The sequence below is a fragment of the Streptomyces typhae genome (assembly GCF_009755605.1).
Taxonomy (GTDB): Bacteria; Actinomycetota; Actinomycetes; order Streptomycetales; family Streptomycetaceae; genus Streptomyces; species Streptomyces typhae.
In genome coordinates this window covers 82,938-103,028 of sequence record NZ_WPNZ01000017.1, presented here as the reverse complement: position 1 = coordinate 103,028, position 20,091 = coordinate 82,938, and the positions used below count along the sequence as shown (strand labels likewise).

Sequence of the window (20,091 nt, the reverse complement as noted above, 5' to 3'; positions counted from 1 at the left end):
CCACAGCTTCCGCGAAAGGTCACGTCACATGAACGCCACCCTGACCGACCACTACCCCACCCGCCTGCTCGCCCCCGGCCCGGTCGTGCCCCGTACCCATCCCACGGTGTGGGGCGGAGCGGACGACGGCCCGCTGACGGCGGCGGAGCTGGCCGCCTTCGACGGCTCCGGCTACCACGCGGAGCAGGCCCTGCTCGGCCCCGAGGAGGTCCGCGCCCTGCAGGCGGAGGCCCGGCGCCTGACGGCCGACCCGGCGTTGCGGGGCGACGAGCGCACCGTCGTGGAGGAGAAGTCGCAGGAGGTCCGTTCGGTCTTCGAGGTGCACCGCCTCAGCCCGGCCTTCGCGCGCCTGGCCGCCGACCCGCGGCTGGCGGGCCGGGCCCGCCAGCTCCTGGGCAGCGAGGTGTATGTGCACCAGAGCCGCGTCAACTACAAGCCGGGCTTCGGCGGCGGGCCGTTCTACTGGCACTCCGACTTCGAGACCTGGCACGCCGAGGACGGCATGCCGGCACCGCGCGCCGTGAGCGTGTCCCTGGCCCTGACCGAGAACCACCCCTTCAACGGCAGCCTGATGATCATTCCCGGCTCGCACCGCTCCTTCGTGCCCTGCGTCGGGCGGACCCCGCCCGACCACCACCTCAACTCGCTGCGCACGCACTCGGTGGCCGTGGGCATGCCGGAGCAGGAGGCGGTCACCGCGCTGGCGGAACAGGCGGGCGGCATCGAGCAGTTCACCGGCGGGCCCGGGTCGGCCACGTTCTTCGACTCCAACTGCATGCACGGCTCGAACGGCAACATCACCCCCTACCCGCGCTCCAACGTCTTCCTCGTCTTCAACAGCGTCGACAACACCCTCACGGCTCCCTTCGGCGCGCCCGCGCCCCGCCCCGCGCACATCGCAAGCCGCGACTTCACCCCCGTGGCAAGGGACGCGGAGCGGTGACGGCGAGGGACACGGCGGCCCCGGAAGAGCCGGAGGTACCGGAAGGATCGGAGGAGCCGGAGGAGCCGCTGCGGAACTTCATCGGCGGGCAGTACCGCCACGCCCAGTCGGGAGAGACGCTCGACCTGACCGATCCCGCGACCGGCCGCGGCGCCGGGCGGGCCCCGGTGTCCGGGGACGCCGACGTCGACCTGGCCCTCCGCAGTGCCCAGCGCGCGTTCGAGTCCTGGCGCACGGTCGCGCCGGCGCAGCGGCAGCTGGCGCTGCTGCGGATCGCCGGTGCCCTGGAGGAGCGAGCGCAGGAGTTCGTCCACGCCGAGGCGGTGCACACCGGCAAACCTCCGCACGTCACAGCGGCGGAGGAGATGGGCCCGATGATCGACCAGATCCGCTTCTTCGCGGGCGCCGCGCGGTTGCTTGAGGGCAAGGCGGCGACAGAGTACTTCGCCGGGCACACCTCGTTCGTGCGCCGCGAACCGCTGGGGGTGTGCGCCCAGGTGACCCCGTGGAACTACCCGCTGATGATGGCGGTGTGGAAGTTCGCCCCGGCCGTGGCCGCGGGCAACACCGTCGTGCTGAAACCGTCCGACACCACCCCGCTGACCAGCCTGATGCTGGCCGAACTCGCCGCCGAGTTCCTGCCCGAGGGGGTCCTCAACGTCGTCTGCGGCTCCCGCGGGACCGGACGGCGCCTGGTACGTCATCCGGTGCCGGCGATGGTGTCCGTCACCGGCAGCGTCCGCGCCGGGACCCAGGTGGCGGGCGACGCCGCCGGCGACGTGAAACGGGTGCACCTGGAACTGGGCGGCAAGGCCCCCGTCGTGGTGGCCGCCGACGCCGACATCCCCCTGGCGGCGCGGGGCATCGCGCAGGCCGGACTGTTCAACGCCGGGCAGGACTGCGCCTCGGCCTGCCGCGTCATCGTGGACCGGGCCGTGCACGACGACTTCGTCACCGCCCTCACCGCGGAGGTGGGCAACACCACCACCGGCCCGCCCGGGGACCCGACGGTCTTCTACGGCCCGCTCAACAGCGCCGCCCAACTGCGGCGCGTCCAGGACCATCTGCGCGACCTGCCCGCCCACGCCCGCGTCACCACCGGCGGCCGGGCCCTGCCCGGTGCCGGCTACTTCCACCAGCCCACCGTGGTGACGGGCCTGCGGCAACAGGACCGGGCCGTCCAGGAGGAGATCTTCGGCCCGGTCATCACCGTCCAGGCCTCCGGCGGCGACGAGGAGTCGGTGCGCCTGGCCAACGACGTCCGCTACGGCCTGGCGTCCTCGGTCTGGACCCGCGACCACCGGCGGGCCATGACCATGGCCCGCGGCATCGACGCCGGCTGCGTCTGGATCAACTGCCACATCCCCGTCGCCGCCGAGATGCCCCACGGCGGGTTCAAGCACTCCGGCTACGGCAAGGACCTGTCCGCCTACAGCCTGGAGGACTACACCCGGATCAAGCACGTCATGTCCTTCCTGGGGACGTGACCCCGATGCCCCCCTGTCACCGACCGCTGTCCGAGGAGATCGATGAACCGCACCGAGGGCCACTACGTCCATCTCGCGGATTCCTACGACTACATCTGGTCGGAGTACCCCTGGTCGCAGTACGTGCCGTGGATGAACCGCCAGATCGCCGAGCGGATCGGCCTGCGGCCCGGTGAACGGGCGGCCGACATCGGAGCAGGCACGGGGATCTTCATCAAGGACCTGATGCAGCACCTGTCCCCCGACCAGCCGCTGGCCTGCCTGGACCCCTCACCGGACATGCTCGCCCGCCTCCCCGACGACGCGCGCCTGAAGACGGTCCAGGGCAGCGTCGAAGACCTGATGAGCGGCCGGGCCGTGCTCCCCTACCCGCAGGTGGACGTCCTGCTGAGCAAGGAGGCCATCCACCACGCACAGGACCTGCGGCAGGCGGTGCGGTACCTGGCGGGGCTCCTTGCCCCGGGTGGCCGCTTCCTCGTCGTCACCCTCCCGCCGCTGCTGGACTACCCCGTCTTCCAGGCCGCCTTCGACCTGTTCGCCCGCAACTGGCCGCAGCCCGCCGACATCTGCCGATACATGGCGGCCGCCGGGCTCGAGGCCGAGCTCACCTACGACCAGTTCCCCGTCACCTGCACCCGCGAGCACTACCTGCACATCATGGAGCAGCGCTGGCTCTCGGTCCTGTCCACGCTCGACGAGGAGCAGTTCCGGAAGGGAATGGAGGAACTGGAGCACCTCCACCCCGAGAAGATATTCACCTTCGTCGAACGACGCGCCTTCATCATGGGGCGCCGTCCGGCCGCCTGAAGCGAGGCGAGCCCGACACGCGGCAGCGGTAATACCCGCGGGCACGGCGGGAACACAGACGATCATTGGGTTCCGCTGAGCGACGGACAGCGCGACAGCGCGACCGTGTGACAGCGCGACCGTGTGACGGTGTGACAGGACAGATGGGTGACGATGGGCGTCTTATTCGCGCTGGTGTCCGCACTCTGCTACGGAATCTCGGATTTCGTCGGCGGCCTGCTGTCGCGGCGGGGGAACTTCCTCGTCATCGCCTTCATCGGCCAGGTCGGAGGCCTGCTGCTCGCCGTTGCCGCCGTGTTCTTCATGTCCTCCGCCCCGCTGAACGCCACCGACGCGGCCTGGGGTGCCCTGTCCGGCGTCGGCACCGGAATGGGCATGCTGTTCCTCTTCCGGGGCATGAGCCGCGGCGCGATGAGCGTGGTCATGCCGGTCAGCGCGCTCACCGGGATCGCGCTTCCCGTCATCGCCGGAGTGCTCCTGCTGGGAGACCGGCCCTCGCCGCTCGCCTGGCTCGGGATCGCCGTCTCCCTGCCCGCGCTGTGGCTCGTCGCACGCGGTGACTCCAGCGCGCAGGAGCGGCCCGGCCGCCGTGCCTTTCTGGCACCGGCGTCCGCCGACGCCCTGCTGGCGGGCGGCGGGATCGCCCTGCAGTACCTCGCGCTCGCCCAGGCCGGCGCCACCGCGAGCGTCTGGCCGGTGGCCGCGGGCCGCGTCGCGGCCATCGTGGTCCTGGTCCCGGTCCTGCTGCTGTCCTCGGCCGGTTTCGCCGCCTCGCCCCGCAACGCCGCGGGCGCCGCCCTCACCGGCATGACCGCCGCACTCGCGCTGCTGTTCTACATGCTGGCCCTGCGGCAGCAGATGGTCACCGTGACCGTGGTCCTGTCCTCCTTCTATCCCGCGATCCCCGTCGTGCTCGGCATCGCCGTCCTGCGCGAACGGCTCACGACGCTGCAGGCCTGGGGGGTCGTGGCCGCGGGTGTGGCGGTGGGTCTGCTGGCCTTCAGCTGATCCCGCAGCCCCCGCCCGGCTTTCGGCGGGGCCTGCCTCGCGCGTGAGCAGGGCGGAGGGCAATGTGGACTGGGAGCGGTTCGCGCAGCAGATGGCCGCGATGGCGCGGGATCTTCTGGGGCGTGATTCGGTGGCGGGCACCCTGGAGCGGATCACCGCCTCGGCCACGGAGCTGGTCGAGGGCTGCGAGGCGGCCGGCATCCTCATCCGGCCCGGGGACCGGGTACAGTCCCTGGCCCCCACCCACCAGCTGGTCCTCGACAGCGACCAGTTGCGGGAGCGGGCGGGGGAAGGGCCCTGTTTCGACGCCGCGCACAGTCTGCGCGGCGAGCGCGTCTACCGCATCGCCGGCCTCACCGGCACCCGGCAGCGCCGGCCCTTTCGCCCCCCCGGGCCCGCACCCTGGGGATCGGCAGCATGATGGGGTTCCTGCTGTTCACCGAGGACGAGAACCTCGGCGCGCTCAGTCTCTACTCCCGCGAGCCCGGCGCCTTCACCCCGGCCGGGGAGCTGGCCGGGTTCCTGCTCGCCTCGCACGCGGCCGTCGCCTTCTCCAGCGCCCGCACCCACGCCCAGATGGAACAGGCCGTCGCCACCCGCCACACCATCGGCGAGGCCATGGGCATCCTCATGGGCAGCCGCCACCTCACCGAGGAGCAGGCCTTCGACGTGCTGCGCCGCTACTCCCAGGAGAACAACGTCGAACTCCGCGAGGTGGCCCGGAAGGTGTGCGCGCACGGCAGCCTCGACTGACCGGGCAGCGGCGCCGCCGTCGAGGCGCGAGGCGGCGCCCGGCGGTGCGGCGCGGGTGTCCTGCCGCGCGGACGCGGTGCGTCTCAGGTGTTGCCGTCGAGCTGCGCGGCGGCCTCCTCCAGCTCGGCGACCGAGCCCGACATGATCGTCCGTACGTGCCCGGTGACATGCCGCACGGGCCAGTCCCACCACGCCACGGCCAGGAGCCGGGCGATGTCCGCGGCGTCGTAGCGGGTGCGGATGAGCCGGGCGGGGTTGCCGCCGACGACGCCGTAGTCGGGGACGTCGGCGGTGACCACGGCGCCGGCGGCGACGATCGCGCCGTGGCCGATGCGGACACCGGGCATGACCGTGGCACCGTGGCAGAACCACACGTCGTTGCCGACGACCGTGTCACCCCGGCCGGGCAGGCCGGTGATCAGGTCGAAGTGCTCCGCCCAGGAGCCGCCCATGGTGGGGAACGGGAAGGTGGAAGGGCCGTCCAAGCGGTGGTTGGCGCCGTTCATGATGAACCGGGTGCCCGTCGCCAGCGCGCAGTACTTGCCGATGACGAGCCGCTCGGGGCCGTAGTGGTAGAGGACGTTGCGCGTCTCGAACGCGGTCGCGTCGTCCGGGTCGTCGTAGTAACTGAAGTCACCGGCCTCGATCAGCGGCGACTGCACCAGCGGCTTGAGCAGGACCACGCGCGGGTGCTCCGGCATCGGGTGGAGAACGGTGGGATCAGCGGGAACGGGCGGCATACGGAGGCGGTTCCTCTCCGGTGAGCGGTCGGCGGTGGACGGTGAGCGGTCGGCGGTGAGCGGTCGGCGGTGAGGGGTCGGCGGTGAGGGGGGCGGTCGGATGTGCGGGTGAGCGGTGGATGCCAGCCAAGAGCGACGACCGTCGCGTTAGGATGCTGGCACAGCCCTGCCGCCTTGATCAACCGGATACTGACTGCCGATGACAGACCCACTGGCCTCGCCACCGGACCGCCGCCCGGGTGGCCGCACCGCCCGCGTCCGCGCCCAGGTCCTCGACGCGGTGCGCGCCGAACTCGCCGAACGCGGGCACGAAGGACTCACGATGGAGGGGGTCGCGACGCGGGCCGGGGTGCACCGCGCCACGGTCTACCGGCGCTGGCGCGACGTCGGCGGCCTGCTCGTCGACGTCATCACCGCCGCCGGCGAGATCGACTGGCAGCCGCCGGACACCGGCTCGCTCCCCGGCGATCTGACGGCTCTCAACGAGGAGATCCAGCAATCCCTGGTCGTACAGCCGTCGTTCGCCCTCGCCCTGATGGCCGCCTCGTTCCACTCCGAACAGGCCGCGCGGGCCCAGACGCGGCTGTGGACGGACCGGTACGCCCAGTGCGAGGTCCTCGTCGAGCGCGCCGTCGAGCGCGGTGAGCTCCCCGCACCGCACCCGGACGCCCGTAGCCTGCTCGTCGCCGCCACGGCGCCGATCTACCACCAACTGGTGCTGCTGCGCGCCGGACCGGACCCGCGCCTGCCCCGCCGGGCCGCGCGGGCGGCGGTCCTGGCGGCTGCCGCGGGTGCCTTCCGCGCTCCCCGGCAGGACCGGGAGGAGTCGGACCGGGAGGAGTCGGACCGGGAGGAGTCGGACCGGGAGGGGTCCGCTTGACCTTGACACAGTGACAGCCTCTTCACTGCTCGCCGAGGAGGTGGTCTTGATGGCCATGGCGAAGCAGCAGGTCACCGAGGTGACAAGGGCGCTGGGGGCGCTGGAGGACGACAGTGCGTCGGTGCGTCTGCGGGCCGCGCTGGCGATCGGCACGACGCCGGACCCGCGCTGTGTCGACAAGCTCGTCGAGCGCTGCGCGGTCGAGCCCGCGTTCCTCGTCCGCGACATGCTGACCTGGGCGCTCACCCGCCACCCGGTGTCCGTGACCGTGCCCCGGCTGCTGGGTGAACTGCGTGCCGAGCGGGCGCAGGCACGGAGCCAGGCCCTGCACACGCTGTCCAAGATCGGGGACCGGCAGGCGTGGCCGGCGATCACCCCGGCGCTGTTGTCCGACGCCGACGAGGAGGTGGCGCGCAGCGCCTGGCGGGCCGCGGTCGTGCTCGTACCCGAGGAGGAGAAGGACGGGTTGGCCGCACGGCTGGCGACGCGGCTCGGGCGCGGCGGGCAGCAGACGCAGCTGAGTCTCAGCCGGGCGCTGGTGGCGCTGGGCGAGGCAGGGGTGCCCGCGCTGGCGTCGGCGGCCACGGACGCCGAGCCGCGCGTGGGCGCGCACGCGATGGCCACCCTGCGGCTGCTGCGCGACCCGGACGCCGGGTTCGAGTCCGCGATCGAGGAGGCCAAACGCGTCGTGGCTCTCGGGGGGTCCGGCCCGCAGGGACCCGGCCGGGAGGGACACTGAGGCGTGTTGATCGGTGAGGTGGCGCGACGGTCCGGGGTCAGTGCCCGCATGCTGCGGCACTACGAGTCGCTGGGCCTGGTGCGGCCTTCGGGCCGTACCGGCTCGGGGTACCGGGAGTACTCCGGCAAGGACATCCGGCGCGTCTTCCACATCGAGAGCCTGCGGTCGCTGGGGCTTTCGCTGCGGGAGATCGGGCGCGCGCTCGACGATCCCGGCTTCGTGCCCGCGGCGCTCGTCGAGGACCTCGTCCGCCGGACGCGGGAGCGCGTCGCGGCCGAGACCGAACTGCTCACGCGGCTGCGCCGGATCGATGCCGCGGGGCCCGCCGGCTGGGAGGACGTCCTCAGGGTCGTCGCGCTCCTGCGGGCGCTCGGCTCCAAGAGCGCCGACGCCCGCCAGCGCGCGGCGCTCTCCTCGGCCGGGGACGCGGCCGTGTCCGGGGTGCCGGTGGAGGCCCTGGTGGAGGCGGTGCTGAGCGAGAGGGACCCGGTCGTCGCCGGTGCCCTGCACTGGGCGCTGGCGCGCTCGGGCGACGGGGACGTCGCGGCCCTGCTGGCCGAGGGGTTGGGCTCACCGGTGGCCGCGGTGCGCAAGCGGGCCGTGCGGTCCCTGGCCGAGCTGCCCGGCACCACGGCGGTGGCGCAGTTGCGGGAGGCGCTCACCGGCCCCGACCCCGTGGTGCGCGGGTACGCGGCGCTGGCTCTGGCCGCCCATGGAGTGGCCGAAGTGGTGCCCACGCTCATCGACATGATCGTGGAGGGGAGGAACGACACCGACGCGGCCGACGCCCTGAGCGTGCTGGCCGCCGGCGACGGTGCGGCGGCCGACCGGATCGCGGCCGGGATCGGCGACCGCCTCGCCGACGCGGGCACCGGGGCGCCCGCGCGCGGCCGCCTGACCCAGGCGCTGGCGGCCGTCCCGGGGGCGAGGGCGTCCCGCGCGCTGGTGGAGTTGTCGCGGGACCAGGACCGGGCCGTGGCGGTGACTGCGGTGTACCTTCTGCGGCTGCGTGAGCGACGGTGACGGCCCCGGAATCCGGCCCCGCCGCGCTCGTGAGGCCTGGCGCGAGGACCGGTGCGGCGCGCGCAGGACCGGACCGCGCCGAAAGCCGTCTGCGCGCGCATTGACCCCCTTGGGGCTCCGCGCTTTCATCGCGTGAGCCCCGCGCGCAGGCAGTGCCGGGGCACAACTGGGCACGGGGGCGGCAGGGGTGACGGTGGCCGTCCTCGGCCGGAGGGGAAGAGGATCCGATGAGACCTTCGTTACGCAGGGCCATTGGGGCCGCCCTGGCGGCCGCCCTGACCTGTCTGGCCCATCCCGCGGGCGCGGCGGTGAGCGAGGGCGGTGCACTCCCGCGCACCGAGCGGGCCAGTGAGAACCGGGCCGCCGCCCCGCGCACCGAGCGGATCGGTGAGAACCGGGCCGCCCCGCACACCGAGCGGATCAGCGTGGCGCCCGACGGCACCGGCGGCAACCGCCACTCGGTGGATCCGACCGTCAGCGCGGACGGACGCGTCGTCGCCTTCATGTCGTCGGCGACCAATCTGGTGCCCGGCACGGACGTGCCCACCAGCGTCTTCTACCGTACGGCGCCGGGGGCGGCCCTCAAGCGCGTGGTGGTGCCGGGTGAGTCGACCATGGTGCCCAGGGTGTCGGACTCGGGCAGCCACCTGACGTTCACCTCGTACTCGGCAGCGACCCAGAAGTACTCCGTCCACGTGATGGACCTGCGTACCGGACGCGTCGACCCCGTGGCGCCCGCGTTGGGGGACGGCTACCGCGCGGACTACGGCGCCGCCCCGCTCAGCGCGGACGGACGCCACCTCGCCTTCGTGGCCAGGACCGCTCCCGGCACGGACGGGGCGTCGCGCTGCCGGATCGTCCTCCTGGACCGCCGGAAGCAGCAGCTGTGGCGGGCGGGCCCGTCCACGGACCGCGAATGCCAGGACATCTCCCTCAGCGCCGACGGCCGCAAGGTGGCCTACCGGGTCGGCTACACCGGGCCGTCCGACGACGACCAGGCCGACATCTGGGTGTACGACCGGGTGACCGGGCAGAGGACGCAGGCCGATGCCACCCACGACGGGGCGCCCGCCGACCACTCGGCGATCGCTCCGGTGCTCAGCGCCGACGGCTCCCGGGTCGGCTTCGACTCGGTGGCCACGAACCTGGTCCCGGGCACCGACCCGAACGGCAGCACCAGCACGTCCTGGAACGCCTTCGTCCGCGACCTGCGCACCGGCGCCCTGCAACGGTACGACGGCCGCTCCCCCACCGACCTCACTGTGGTGTCGGACCTGTCGGCGGACGGCTCGAAGCTGCTCCTCAACACCGCCGACACGAACGGCAGGACACTGGGCCTGGTCCTGCGCGATCCGCGCACCGGCCACGAGGAACTGCTCTCACCGGGACAGGACGGCCGGCCCGTCACCGTGGGCCGGGCGGCGCTGAGCACCGACGAGTCGGCGGCCGTCTTCGACTCCTACCACCCCCAACTGGTCCCCGACGACACCAACCTGACCGGGGACGTCTTCGTCCGCACCCTGCGCTGAGGCCACCGCCCCTGCCCCCAGGCCGAAACGGGGGCACCCGTGCCCGCCGGTCGCGGCGGCACCGGATTGCGGCGGCACCGCCGGGGCACTGGTACGCAGCGACTTCCCTGCCGGGACACCACGGACGCATCGGGAGCACGGGATGGGCACGGCGACGGCGGTTCCCGAGACGCGGGACATGCAGGGCGAGGAACTCTCCGGCGACGAGGCGTTCGTGGCGCTGCGGCACTACGGCGGCTGGAGGCTGCTGCGCGACGCCTTCGTGCGGTTCCGCTACGCCGACGGGTTCAGCCACTCCCGGGCGCTCGCGCTGCAGACGGTCCTGGCGGTCGTGCCGCTGGTGATCGTGTTCGTGGGCCTGTCGAGCGTGCTGCACACCCAGGACGTCGGCAGGTTCGCCGAGGTCGTGGTCCACCGCATGGCACAGGGCCTTGGGGCCTGTCGTCAAACTCCCTTCGTCGCCCGGAGGGCGGCCACGTGGCGTCAGGTGCGTGCTCTCGGCGTGCCGGGCCCAGACCCTCGTACTGGACGTACTTGGGTCTGGGCCGGTGCGGCGAGAGGGGGCACCTCCCTGCTCGAGCGCAGCCGAGAGCTTGGGGGAGCGTGCATGGCGTCACGTGGCAGGAGGGAGTTTGACGACAGGCCCTAGCGCCGACGTCGTCGACGAGGCGCTGACGCGCAGCCGTCGCGACGCGGGCGGTGGCACCCAGGTCGCGCTCTGGTTCGCGCTCGTGTTCTCCCTGGTCAACATCACCACGGCGATGTGCCAGATCGAGCGCGGCGCCAACCGGATCTACGGCAACGAACGCGACCGGCCCTTCCACCGCAAGTACCTGCGCGGCCTGGTCATGGCGGCCACGGCGGGGCTGCCGCTGGGCCTGGGCGTCGTGGTGATGGTGGCGGGCGGCGACCTGGCGGCCGCGGCGGTGACGGTCTTCGGTGTCGGGCACGGCGTGAGCACCGTGTTCGCCGTGGTGCGCTGGCCGCTGGGGTTCGTGCTGGCGCTCGTCTCGGCGAGCGTCGTCTTCCGGCGCTCCCCGCGGCGGCGCCAGCCCGGCTACACGTGGCTGGCGTTCGGCGCCGCGGTCTACCTCCTGCTGTGGACCGCCCTGACCGGCCTGCTGAGTCTGTATCTCTCCCTCAGCGGCTCCTTCGACACCGTCTACGGCCCCCTCAGCGCCTTCATGTCCTTGCTGCTGTGGGCCTATCTGACCTCGATCGCCCTGTTCCTGGGCCTGGCCTTCGCGGCCCAGCTGGAGGCGGCCCGAGCACTGGCACCCGGGCCCGTCGAGGCCGATCCGGGGGTGTGACGCGGCGCGCGGCCCCCGCCGCCGCGGCGGGCCCCGGTGTCCTCCGGGGGGGCCTGGCCGTGGACGGCTTCACCCTCCCCCCAGGCGGGCCGCGACGTCGCGCATGCGCTGCATGCGGGCCGGGACCGAGCGGTCATCGCGCCGCCCCGCCCCCGCACGCGGGGTCGGGGGCGTGCCCTTGGGTGTCTGCTCCGGGCCGGGCCCGGAGGCCGGTGGGCAGCTGCCCGTTGCCGCCCCAGGCCACGACCCGTTCCGCGAGGTCGCGGAGTTCGATGCCCAGGCGCCGGGATGTCTCCCTCAGCTCCTCCCAGCCCTGCTCCGGCGTGAGGCGGCCCGCCGCCACCAGGACACCGACGGCCTGGTCCAGGATCGCGTTGGTCTCCAAGGCCCGCCGCAGACGGGCGATCTCCGCCTCCAGGCGGGCGGCTTCCCGCTGCGGCTCTGCGGCGGGCTCTTGCGGGCACGGGGCTGGCGGCGCGCACAAACGATCACTCCGGGTCGGGGTCTGGGAACCGGACATACAGGCATCTTCTACGTGAAAGCTACGCCCTGTTTCCGCCCGCGCCCGGCACCGCGCTCGCCCCGTGTGCCGCACCGTGTGTGCCGTGCCGCGTGTACCGCACCGCGTATGCCGTGCCGTGTGTGCCGTGCCGCTCCGGAGTGCCCGTGCGGGGAGCGCAGTCCGGGATCGGGGCGCCCACCCTTCTCCGAGCGCCCGCGCCCCGCCCGGCAGTCCTGCCCCGCAGGTGCGCGTGTCCGCTTCCCGGATGGCGGTCGCGGTTGCGGGCAGACATGGTCCATGGCGACTCAGGCGCAGTGGAACGGTCTGATGGTGCAGATGCACGTCACGCACGAGCGGGCCCGCCAACTGCTCGAAGCCGCCCACACGGTGACCGTGGAGAGCCGGCGGCTGGTGCAGGAGAGCCGGGGCCTCAGCCGCCGGCGGGCCGCGCTGCGCCGTTCCGGGCGGCAGCGGCCGACGGCGCCGACACCGCCGGCGCCCGCACCTCAGCCGGGCACGCCGGCCGACGGGACGGCCCCGATGGCCGCACTGCTGCGGGAGAACGCCCACCTGAAGGAGGCGAAGGCCGGGTGGGCGGTGGTGGACCAGGCCCGCGGCGTCCTGATGGCGGTGGCCGGCTGCGGGACCGAGGAGGCCTGGCAGATCCTGCTCAGCACTTCGCAGCACGCCAACGTCAAACTGCGCCGTGTCGCGGAGATGGTCGTGGCGAGCACCCACGGCGCGGACGTCGAGGAGCCGGCGGCCTCCCATCTGCGGGCCGCGCTGGCCGCAGCCACCGCCGGCGCCGGCCGCAGCCACCGCCGGCGGCCGGGGGCCGCCGCGGCGACGCGGCGGGCAGCGAGGGACGGCGCCGTGCCGCCCTGAGCACGGGACACGGCACGCACTGCGGCAGCAGACAGGCGCACAACAGGGCCCCGGCCGCCGGCGGCCGGGGCGAAGAAGCCGGGCATGCCCGGCCCGGCCCGGGGCACAAGGGCCGTGGCACCACCCCTGCGAACAACGGTGACAAGGGAGACTCCCCGATGCTGATGGCACACCCGGCCGTGCTGAAGAACCTCGTCGAGCAGTACGAGACGCTGCGCACCCTGCACGCCGAGCACGGCACCGCCCGAGCCCGCCAGCGCATGGACGACGTCGCCTACACCCTGTGCGTGTCCACCGGCACCCGCGACATCGACGCCGCCCTGATCGCCGCCCGCCACCGGCTCCCGGGCGCCCGCCCCGAGGACGACTCCCTCCTGGCAGCCTGACCGCCCGGCCGACCGCCCGGCCACCGACCGCCCGGGGACCGTCGATCTGGACACGAACCTTCCCCTTTGGGGGAGTTGCGGGACTTGTCAGATTGGTGCGGTCCAGGAGGGGTCGATGAGGCCTGCAAGGACTTAGCCTGAGGTGGTCGGCCGCCTCGCCCCCCTTGGCGTCCGGCGGGCTCCCGCGCCCCACCCCCCGGCGCGGGAGCCGTCAGGGCGCGCACAGCAGGACGGCGGCCGGTCCGCGAGGCGGTGGGGCGCCTTCGGACCCGCGCCCCACCGCGCCCCCTCGCGCGGCGTCAGCTGCTGACGGGCCTACCGCTGATGGCGATGAAGGAGAACGGGCGGTCGGAGAGCTCTCCGTAGTAGTCGCCGGTCTCGACGACGGCCCGCCCCGGAGTGGCGCTGCGCACGTGAGCGTTGTCGACCCGGTTGTGGTCGCCGGTGATGGTGACGACCACGGTCGGCTTGCCGGCGAAGGCGTTGTCGAACAGCAGCGTGTAGGTCCCGGTCCCGGACTTCACCGCCCTGAACCCCTTGCTGCCCTCCTCCTCGCTGCCCTCGGCCGTGACGTATCCGTGTACGACGTCTGCCATGTGAGAAGTCCTCTCTGGTCGTGCGGCGGTCGTACCGCGCGGCGCCGCCGCGGCACACACAGGTGGACCACCGAGGACGGGACCACGACAGGGAAGTGTGTGCGCCTGATGCAGGCGAGTGCGCGGCTCCTTCTGCCCCCGGACGCCCGATGGGCGCATGTCCGCCGGACAGTAGGCAACTGTGCCGCTTGTTATGGGAATTACCGCTTATAAGCGGCATGCCCGCTACCAGTGCCATGACGCACTTATGCGCCACTCTCACACCTTTGAGTGATTGCCACGAGACGCGGCGGCCACCGCGGGCGCCGTCACTCACCCACCGCCGTCCGTCCGCACACGCACGCCGTCCGTCCGCACACCCACCGCCGTTCGTCCGCAAATAGGAGCGAACACAACGCACATGGCCGATTGCCCGGCGCGGCCGGTGAACCTCATGATCGGTACGTAGAAGATCAAGCGGGGTGCTTCGGGTACCGGTCGGGCCCGGCGGCATTGCGCGCAGGCTCTCTTCATGCTCCGCATCGTTCACCGAGACGTCCGGGAGTGCCCATGTCTTTCTCCGCCTGCTCCCACACCCCTTCACCGGCCTGCCGGCAGGTACCCGTGGCGTGTGCGGCGGCCGGTCTGCGCGAGCGGGTCCTGCCCCTGGCGCGGCAACTGCTCGCCGAGCGCGCGCGGTCGGGGCGGGTGCGTCTGGACGCCCACCTGCTCGGCGAGGATCTCGCCCTGTGGCTCGGCGCACTGAGCTGCCCGGCGGCGCCCCGGGACCCCCAGGACCCCCAGGATCTTCTGGACCCCCGGGATCTTCAGGGCCTCCAGGACCTCCGGGGCCTTCGGGCCGGTTTCCGCGCGCGGCACCGCGTGTATGCCGAACACGCGCTGTCCTCGGCGGACTTCCTCGTCTTACACCACGACTGCGCCGGTTTCCTCGGCCGGTGCCTGAGCGAGCGGCTCGCGGTGATGGTGCCGTGCGCGAGCGTCCAGGCCCGGCAGAACGCGGTCAGCACGGCGCTGGCGCTGCCGCTGCACACGGCCGTCCTCTGTGTCACCGAGGGGTGCGCGCGCCCGCAGGACCGGCCGGAGGCGGTGCGGGCCCCCGTGGCACCGCCGCGCTGGTGTCTGGTCGCCCTCTCGCCTCCGGGCGGCGGCGCGGTGCTGGCCGAGCGCTTCCGCTGCGCCAACCGCGGCGCCCGGATCCTCGTCGGTGAAGCGCGGCTCACGGTGATGAGCGTCGAGCGTCCCGTCGTACCGGCGGGGGCGCAGCCGTACGGTCTCGCGCCGGTGGCCGGGCGGGACATCGCTCCGGCCGTCCACCGGGCGGCGGCCGCCGCCCGGTTGGCGCGCTTCTACGGCCTGGAGCATCTCGACGCCCGGCACCTGCCCCCGGTCCTGTCGGGCACCGGGGCCGGGGGCGCTCCCACTGCGGCGGCCGGCACGGCCGAAGGCCGCACGGCGGCGGCAGCGGCGCTCGCGGCCGCAGGTCACGCCGCGGCCGACGAGCGGGCGGCGGCCGACGGCGGTCCTGCGGCGCGGAGCCGCACGGCTGCGGCGGACTGCCTGGAGCCGCTGCGCGACACCCGCCGCTACGGGCATCTGCTGGAGACCCTGCGCGCGTACCTGGTGCACAACCTGAGTGCCGCCTCCGCCGCCCGCAGCCTGTTCATCCACCGGCACACCTTCACCTACCGGCTGCGTCAGATCGAGGACCTCACCGGCCTGGACCTCGCCCATCCCTTCCACCGGCTGCGCGCCGAACTCTCCCTGCTCGCCCGGGAGCTGGCCGAGCCCGCCGGCCCGTCAGGCGGTGTGGCGGCGCGGGAGGGCCCGTACGGCGTCGGCACGGCACAGGAGTAGGGCGAGTTCGGCCTGCAGGCGGTCCAGAGGGCGGTCCAGGTCCAGGCTGGTGAGGAGCTGGATGGAGCGCAGCCGGTAGGTGAGAGTGTGCCGGTGGATGAACAGGCTGCGGGCGGCCGCGGTGACGCACAGGTTGTGCGCGAGGTAGGCGGCCAGGGTGTCCAGGAGGTAGCGGTGGCGGTCGCTGGTGTGCAGCGGCCCCAGGCACGCGGTGGCGAAGGCGTCGCGGTCCTTGGCCGTCAGGTCCAGTGCGGCGATGAGGGGCAGTACGTGTTCGGCGGTCAGGGAGCGCCGGTAGTGGCGGGCGATCACCGCGGCGAGCGCGGCGCGGCGGGCGGCGCCCGCGGTGTTGCCGTTCTCGACGGGCACCAGGGCGTAGGGGGCGAGGACTTCGGGGGCGGCCGGCGGGTGGTGGGTGAAGGCGGTCAGGTGGGTGCCCGCCGTGACGATGGAGGCGTGCGGGTTGTCGGCCCGGAAGCGCCGCTGGGCCTCCTTGACGCTGCTGCCGGGGCGGATGGCGGCCAGGCACCAGCGGGGCGCCGGCGCGGCCGCGGCGGGAAAGAGCAGGGCGGGGGCGGGTGGTGTGCGCTGCGGCCGGGGTCCGGTCTCCTGCCGGCCCAGTTCGTGCACGACCGCCGTGCTGGCCGCGCGCAGCGCGTCCAGGGTGGTGGCGGTCAGGCCCGTGTCGGGCGCGGTCCGGTCCCGGGTCTGCGACCAGCAGCCCGCCACGGCGCGGTTGAGCACATCGACGCACACGTGGTGCAGGGTGAGGCTGTCCTCCATGGAAAGCCCGGCCACGGCGTGCACGGCCGCCCGTGCCCGGAACGCCGCGCTCAGCAGGGGCGCGGGCACCTCCCGGGCGAACACGGCCAGCCACAGCGCCACATCGTCCGCGACGGTCGTCACGGTCACCTCGCCGGTGGTGTGGCGGGCCATCTCCTCCCGGGCCTGCTGGACGAGTCTTTCGGCGTGGTGCCGGCGCAGGTCCCTGGCGGTCTGGGACAGCACCGGGACGGGCGCGGCGGGCCGGTTGTGAGAGAGGGGGTTTGCGTCGGCAGGACGGTGCACGGTCACTCCTAGTGGGGGGATCTGCTCGCGCGGGCAATTGCCGATCTTCGCCAGCATGAAATCGCTTGGCGGTGCGAAGCAACCGACCAAGTGCACAAAGTTCCCGGTGCTGTGCGCCCGTATTTGTGCAGGGTGTTCAAAAATAGGCCACGTGAGTATGCCGGGCCGTCGGCGGGCGAGTGGCTCCCGCCCCTCGGGGCAGGATTACTGACTTTCGGGCCCGCGCGGCCTTCCGGTCATATTTCCCTACGTTTTCCTGCGCGTTTCCCTGTTTCCCCGCGTGCCGGCCGAACGCCCCCTCATGTGCACTGCAACGCCTGGCCTCCTGCCATTTCAGCACGGTGTACAAGCACCTCCGCCACGCCGCACAAACACCGCCCCGATTCCTTTTGCGCAGCGGCGGCTCCGGAAAGCCAGCGGTTGTCGTACGCAGAAATGCCCGGCATCGGGCAGACCCGGTTCGCGCCGGGCAGCGCATCACGGAGGCGGTTCACCATGAGCACGATTCAGACGTCGGGAACCTGGACGGCGGTCCACCCCGCTCCCGCCGGTGTCACCGGCCTGGACACCAGCCACGTCCAGTGGGGAAAGGGCGAGAAGAAGAGCGGCTACAGGTTCGAGGGGGGCAGCACCGAGGCGAAGCTGGACGGCACCGAGTTCGTCCTGGGCACCTTCACCCACGACAACTTCCCCATCGACTCGGGCGACACCCGGGAGTTCGACGTCGGCCTCAAGGTGCAGGTCGTCTTCGAGGGCGGTGTCAAGAGCGACCTCAGCTTCACGTTCCACCACAACGAGACGGACAACAGCGGTCCGCACCCCAACGACATCGTGTCCCTGCCGGAGTTCATCTCGCCGCAGACGGTGACCGTCAACGGTGAGAAGTACAAGGTCGTCCTCAGCGGCTTCAAGCAGGGCGGGCGCGTCGTCAGGCAGTTCGACAGCAAGGAATCCAGCTCCAACAGCGCCGCCGTCGTCGCCCTGTTCACCAAGCCCGGCAAGCCGGACGTGGCGATCACGCACGTGGAGGCCAAGGGCAAGGTGTCCGGCAGCCAGTCCGACGAGTACGTGGAGATCCTCAACCGGGGCACCGAAGCCGCCGACCTGTCGGGCTGGGTGCTGCACGCCGAGAGCACGCGCAAGGACTTCACCTTTCCCGAGGGCACGGTGCTCAAGCCGGGCGAGCGGTACCGGGTCTACACCGACGAGCGGCACCCGGACTCCGGCGGCTTCTCCTTCGGCAGCGGCCGGCCGGTCTGGCACGACAGCGGTGACCTCGCCACGCTCAAGAATCAGGACGGCAAGGAGGTCTCCCGCTTCCCCTACGGACACCGGTTCACGCCCGAGCCGACCCAGGCCAAGTCCCCCGGCCAGGCACACCCCCATGTGCACCTGCAGAACCTCGGTGACGAGCCGCTGGGCACATACAGGGTCACCGTGCGCCTGCCGCAGGACGGCCCGCTGCGGTTCGAGGACCAGAGCGCCGTGTCCGTGTACGACAACAAGCTGAACAAGGAGGTCAAGTTCCCCGGCACGGTGTCGGAGAACCACCGCGTCCTGACCGCCGAGGTCGACCTCGACCTCCCCGGCGGCGGCGCGGGCGCCCCCCTGTGGACACAGGTCGCCGTGGACGCCGGCGCCACCAAGGGCCCGTACACGGTGCACTGGGACTTCCAGGGCCTCGGTGCGGCGGACGTGACCGTCACCGTGACGTGAGCCGCCGCGTGGGCCGGGAGCCGCGCGGCTCCCGGCCCGCGTGCCCCCGTACCGCCACGCATCTCCGCACAAGCACGTATCCCCGCACCACCACGTAGAGGGGCTTTTCCGTGTCTTCTGCTCCGGTCCGGCCGTCGCTGCGAGCGCGTGTCGCGCACTGGCGCGTCCGGTACGCGCTGCTGCCGTTCCTGGCCACGGGCACGGCGGTCGTGCTGCGGGCCTGGAACCTCGACGGCTTCCCCTACCCCAACGGGGACGAGGGCACCTACATCGCCCAGGCGTGGGCGGTGCGCACCGGCCGGGGCCTGTCGCACTACACCTACTGGTACGACCACGCCCCCTTCGGCTGGATGCAACTGGCCGCCCTGCAACAGCTGTTGCCCTCCGACGCCGTTCCCGGGGAGCTGTATCTGCAGCAGGCGCGGTGGCTGATGCTGCCGGTCGCGGCCGCCACCAACGCCCTGCTGTACCCGCTGGCGCGGCGCCTTGGCCTGTCCCGGGCCACCGCGGTGGCCGCCATGGTGCTGCACGCCCTCTCGCCGCTGGCCATCGAGCTGGAGCGGCAGGTCTTCCTGGACCCGTTCGCCACCGCGTGGACCCTGCTGGCCCTGGTTCTGGTCCTGTCCCCGCGCCGGCACCTGGCCCTGTACGCGCTGGCGGGCTGCTGCTTCGCCCTGGCGGTGCTCTCCAAGGAGACCAGCCTGCCGGTGCTGCCCGCCGTGCTGTGGGCGCTGTGGACGCACAGCCGGCGCGGCAGCAGGCCCTTCGCCCTGGCCGCCTTCGTCTCCGGGTTCCTGCTGGTCCTGCTGTGGCCCCTGTACGCCGTCCTCAACAGCGAACTGCTGCCCGGCACCTGCCATGTCTCCCTGGTCGACACCCTGCTGTGGCAGCTGCACGACCGCCCCACCTCCGGGTCGGCCTTCGCGCCCGGCACCGCCGCGCACGCCCTGGCCGACCGGTGGGTGCACCGCGACGGCCCGCTGCTGGCCGGCGGCACTCTCGGCGCCCTCGCGGCCCTGGCCGACCGCAGACTGCGCCCCCTGGGGCTCGCCGTCGCGGTTCTGACGGCCTTCGCCCTGCGCCCCGGCGGCTACCTGCCCTGGATGTACGTCACCCAGCTGCTGCCCTTCCACGCCCTGGCGCTGGCCGCCCTGTGCGCCCGTGTGCTGCGTCCCGGCCGCCGCGGGCACACCCTCCTGCCGCGCGCCGTGCGGCCGGTGGCGGCCGTCCTGCTGCTGGCCGCCCTGAGCGCCCTGTGCGCCCCGCGCTGGTACACCCTGCAACGGGAGGTGCAGGGCGCCGACTACACCCGCAGCTACGAACAGGCGGCCCGCTGGCTGAAGACGGCACAGCTGAAGGACCGGCACCGGCTGCGGCTGCTCACCGACGAGATCCTGTGGCTGGAGGCGGTCGGCAGCGGCTTCACGCCCGGGGCCGGGGCGATCTGGTCGTACAAGCTCGACAAGGACGCCTCCGTCGCCTCCTCCCTGCCCCGCGGCTGGCGCGACGTCGACTACGTCCTGTCCACCATCCAGGTCCGCGCCTCCGCGACGGAGAAGGAGATGCGGGGACTGCGCAGGCTCTTGAAGCACGCCGAGCCCGTCGCGTACTTCAACGAGATCAAACTGCTGCGGATCACCGACGCGGTACGGCGCGACCGCACCATCCCCGACCCGCCGCTGCTGCCCGACGTGGCCCGCTGCCTGGAGCACTCCACCGACATCTGGCCCTACGACGGCCCCGGCGGAAAGCACGCGCCGCCGCCCGCGGACAGCGGCCTGTGACAGGGCTGCCGCAGCCTCGATGCCCCCGATGCCCCCGAAGCCGCTGATGCCGCCACGACGACTCACACGACGGCTCAACCG

17 protein-coding genes and 3 pseudogenes are annotated in these 20,091 nt (G+C 73.0%); 16 read left to right on the top strand and 4 right to left on the bottom strand.

Features of this window, described 5'->3' with window-relative positions; all coding sequences use genetic code 11:
• Positions 1-28 precede the first annotated feature (28 nt).
• The 5 genes and pseudogenes from thpD to GPA10_RS28020 all read left to right on the top strand — a co-directional run bounded on the left by thpD (position 29) and on the right by GPA10_RS28020 (position 4,998).
• Entirely contained in the window at positions 29-943 is a 915-nt protein-coding gene (gene thpD, locus GPA10_RS28040; RefSeq protein ID WP_157167920.1) for an ectoine hydroxylase, read from the top strand.
• Positions 944-1,011: 68 nt separating this feature from the next.
• Positions 1,012-2,430 carry an aminobutyraldehyde dehydrogenase gene (locus GPA10_RS28035; protein ID WP_157167986.1) on the top strand — a complete coding sequence of 473 codons (1,419 nt, stop codon included), beginning with the start codon at positions 1,012-1,014 and terminating at the stop codon, positions 2,428-2,430.
• A gap of 42 nt (positions 2,431-2,472) precedes the next feature.
• Positions 2,473-3,237, top strand: coding sequence for a class I SAM-dependent methyltransferase (locus GPA10_RS28030; RefSeq protein WP_157167919.1), 765 nt, complete (start codon positions 2,473-2,475; stop codon positions 3,235-3,237).
• A gap of 153 nt (positions 3,238-3,390) precedes the next feature.
• Positions 3,391-4,245: a GRP family sugar transporter gene (locus GPA10_RS28025; RefSeq protein WP_157167985.1), complete on the top strand. Its 855-nt coding sequence runs from the start codon at positions 3,391-3,393 to the stop codon at positions 4,243-4,245.
• A 91-nt stretch (positions 4,246-4,336) separates the two neighbouring features.
• Positions 4,337-4,998: pseudogene (locus GPA10_RS28020) on the top strand (GAF and ANTAR domain-containing protein).
• An 83-nt stretch (positions 4,999-5,081) separates the two neighbouring features.
• On the opposite strand, the gene GPA10_RS28015 reads toward GPA10_RS28020, so the two are convergent.
• Positions 5,082-5,738: a CatB-related O-acetyltransferase gene (locus tag GPA10_RS28015; RefSeq protein ID WP_157167918.1), complete on the bottom strand. Its 657-nt coding sequence runs from the start codon at positions 5,736-5,738 to the stop codon at positions 5,082-5,084.
• A gap of 199 nt (positions 5,739-5,937) precedes the next feature.
• Here GPA10_RS28015 and GPA10_RS28010 point away from each other — a divergent pair, with 199 nt between their 5' ends.
• The 6 genes and pseudogenes from GPA10_RS28010 to GPA10_RS27985 form a co-directional block, all read left to right on the top strand.
• A complete protein-coding gene (locus tag GPA10_RS28010; protein WP_157167917.1) occupies positions 5,938-6,618 on the top strand; it encodes a TetR/AcrR family transcriptional regulator in 681 nt (226 codons plus the stop codon).
• A gap of 49 nt (positions 6,619-6,667) precedes the next feature.
• Entirely contained in the window at positions 6,668-7,357 is a 690-nt protein-coding gene (locus tag GPA10_RS28005) for a HEAT repeat domain-containing protein (protein ID WP_157167984.1), read from the top strand.
• A 3-nt stretch (positions 7,358-7,360) separates the two neighbouring features.
• Entirely contained in the window at positions 7,361-8,380 is a 1,020-nt protein-coding gene (locus GPA10_RS28000; protein WP_343041398.1) for a MerR family transcriptional regulator, read from the top strand.
• 227 nt (positions 8,381-8,607) lie between these two features.
• Positions 8,608-9,909, top strand: coding sequence for a TolB-like translocation protein (locus GPA10_RS27995; RefSeq protein WP_157167916.1), 1,302 nt, complete (start codon positions 8,608-8,610; stop codon positions 9,907-9,909).
• Positions 9,910-10,087: 178 nt separating this feature from the next.
• A pseudogene (locus tag GPA10_RS27990) lies at positions 10,088-10,327 on the top strand (hypothetical protein); the annotation flags it as partial.
• Positions 10,328-10,538: 211 nt separating this feature from the next.
• Positions 10,539-11,219 (top strand): annotated as a pseudogene (locus GPA10_RS27985) (YihY/virulence factor BrkB family protein); the annotation flags it as partial.
• Between the two features lie 133 nt (positions 11,220-11,352).
• Here GPA10_RS27985 and GPA10_RS43475 read toward each other — a convergent pair.
• Entirely contained in the window at positions 11,353-11,703 is a 351-nt protein-coding gene (locus GPA10_RS43475) for an ANTAR domain-containing protein (RefSeq protein ID WP_157167914.1), read from the bottom strand.
• Positions 11,704-12,018: 315 nt separating this feature from the next.
• Here GPA10_RS43475 and GPA10_RS42795 point away from each other — a divergent pair, with 315 nt between their 5' ends.
• Positions 12,019-12,606, top strand: coding sequence for an ANTAR domain-containing protein (locus GPA10_RS42795; RefSeq protein WP_246259881.1), 588 nt, complete (start codon positions 12,019-12,021; stop codon positions 12,604-12,606).
• Between the two features lie 158 nt (positions 12,607-12,764).
• Complete coding sequence (locus GPA10_RS27970) at positions 12,765-12,992, top strand: DUF5133 domain-containing protein (protein WP_058846651.1); 228 nt, start codon at positions 12,765-12,767, stop codon at positions 12,990-12,992.
• Between the two features lie 299 nt (positions 12,993-13,291).
• Here the strand turns inward: GPA10_RS27970 and GPA10_RS27965 are convergent, their stop codons facing one another.
• Positions 13,292-13,588, bottom strand: a complete 297-nt coding sequence (locus tag GPA10_RS27965; RefSeq protein ID WP_157167913.1) for a hypothetical protein — start codon at positions 13,586-13,588, stop codon at positions 13,292-13,294.
• Between the two features lie 549 nt (positions 13,589-14,137).
• On the opposite strand from GPA10_RS27965, the gene GPA10_RS27960 reads away from it, so the two are divergent.
• Positions 14,138-15,442 (top strand): PucR family transcriptional regulator, encoded by a 1,305-nt coding sequence (locus GPA10_RS27960; protein ID WP_157167912.1) that lies wholly within the window; start codon positions 14,138-14,140, stop codon positions 15,440-15,442.
• Here GPA10_RS27960 and GPA10_RS27955 read toward each other — a convergent pair.
• The gene (locus tag GPA10_RS27955) at positions 15,386-16,510 is read right to left on the bottom strand and encodes a helix-turn-helix domain-containing protein (RefSeq protein WP_157167911.1); all 1,125 of its coding nucleotides are present in this window, start codon (positions 16,508-16,510) and stop codon (positions 15,386-15,388) included. The two genes, GPA10_RS27960 and GPA10_RS27955, sit on opposite strands and share 57 nt — an antisense overlap.
• A 495-nt stretch (positions 16,511-17,005) precedes the next feature.
• Here GPA10_RS27955 and GPA10_RS27950 point away from each other — a divergent pair, with 495 nt between their 5' ends.
• Positions 17,006-18,226, top strand: a complete 1,221-nt coding sequence (locus GPA10_RS27950; RefSeq protein WP_157167910.1) for a lamin tail domain-containing protein — start codon at positions 17,006-17,008, stop codon at positions 18,224-18,226.
• A 110-nt stretch (positions 18,227-18,336) separates the two neighbouring features.
• On the top strand, positions 18,337-20,010 hold the full coding sequence (locus tag GPA10_RS27945; RefSeq protein ID WP_157167909.1) for a glycosyltransferase family 39 protein: 1,674 nt from the start codon (positions 18,337-18,339) through the stop codon (positions 20,008-20,010).
• The last annotated feature ends 81 nt before the right edge of the window (positions 20,011-20,091 follow it).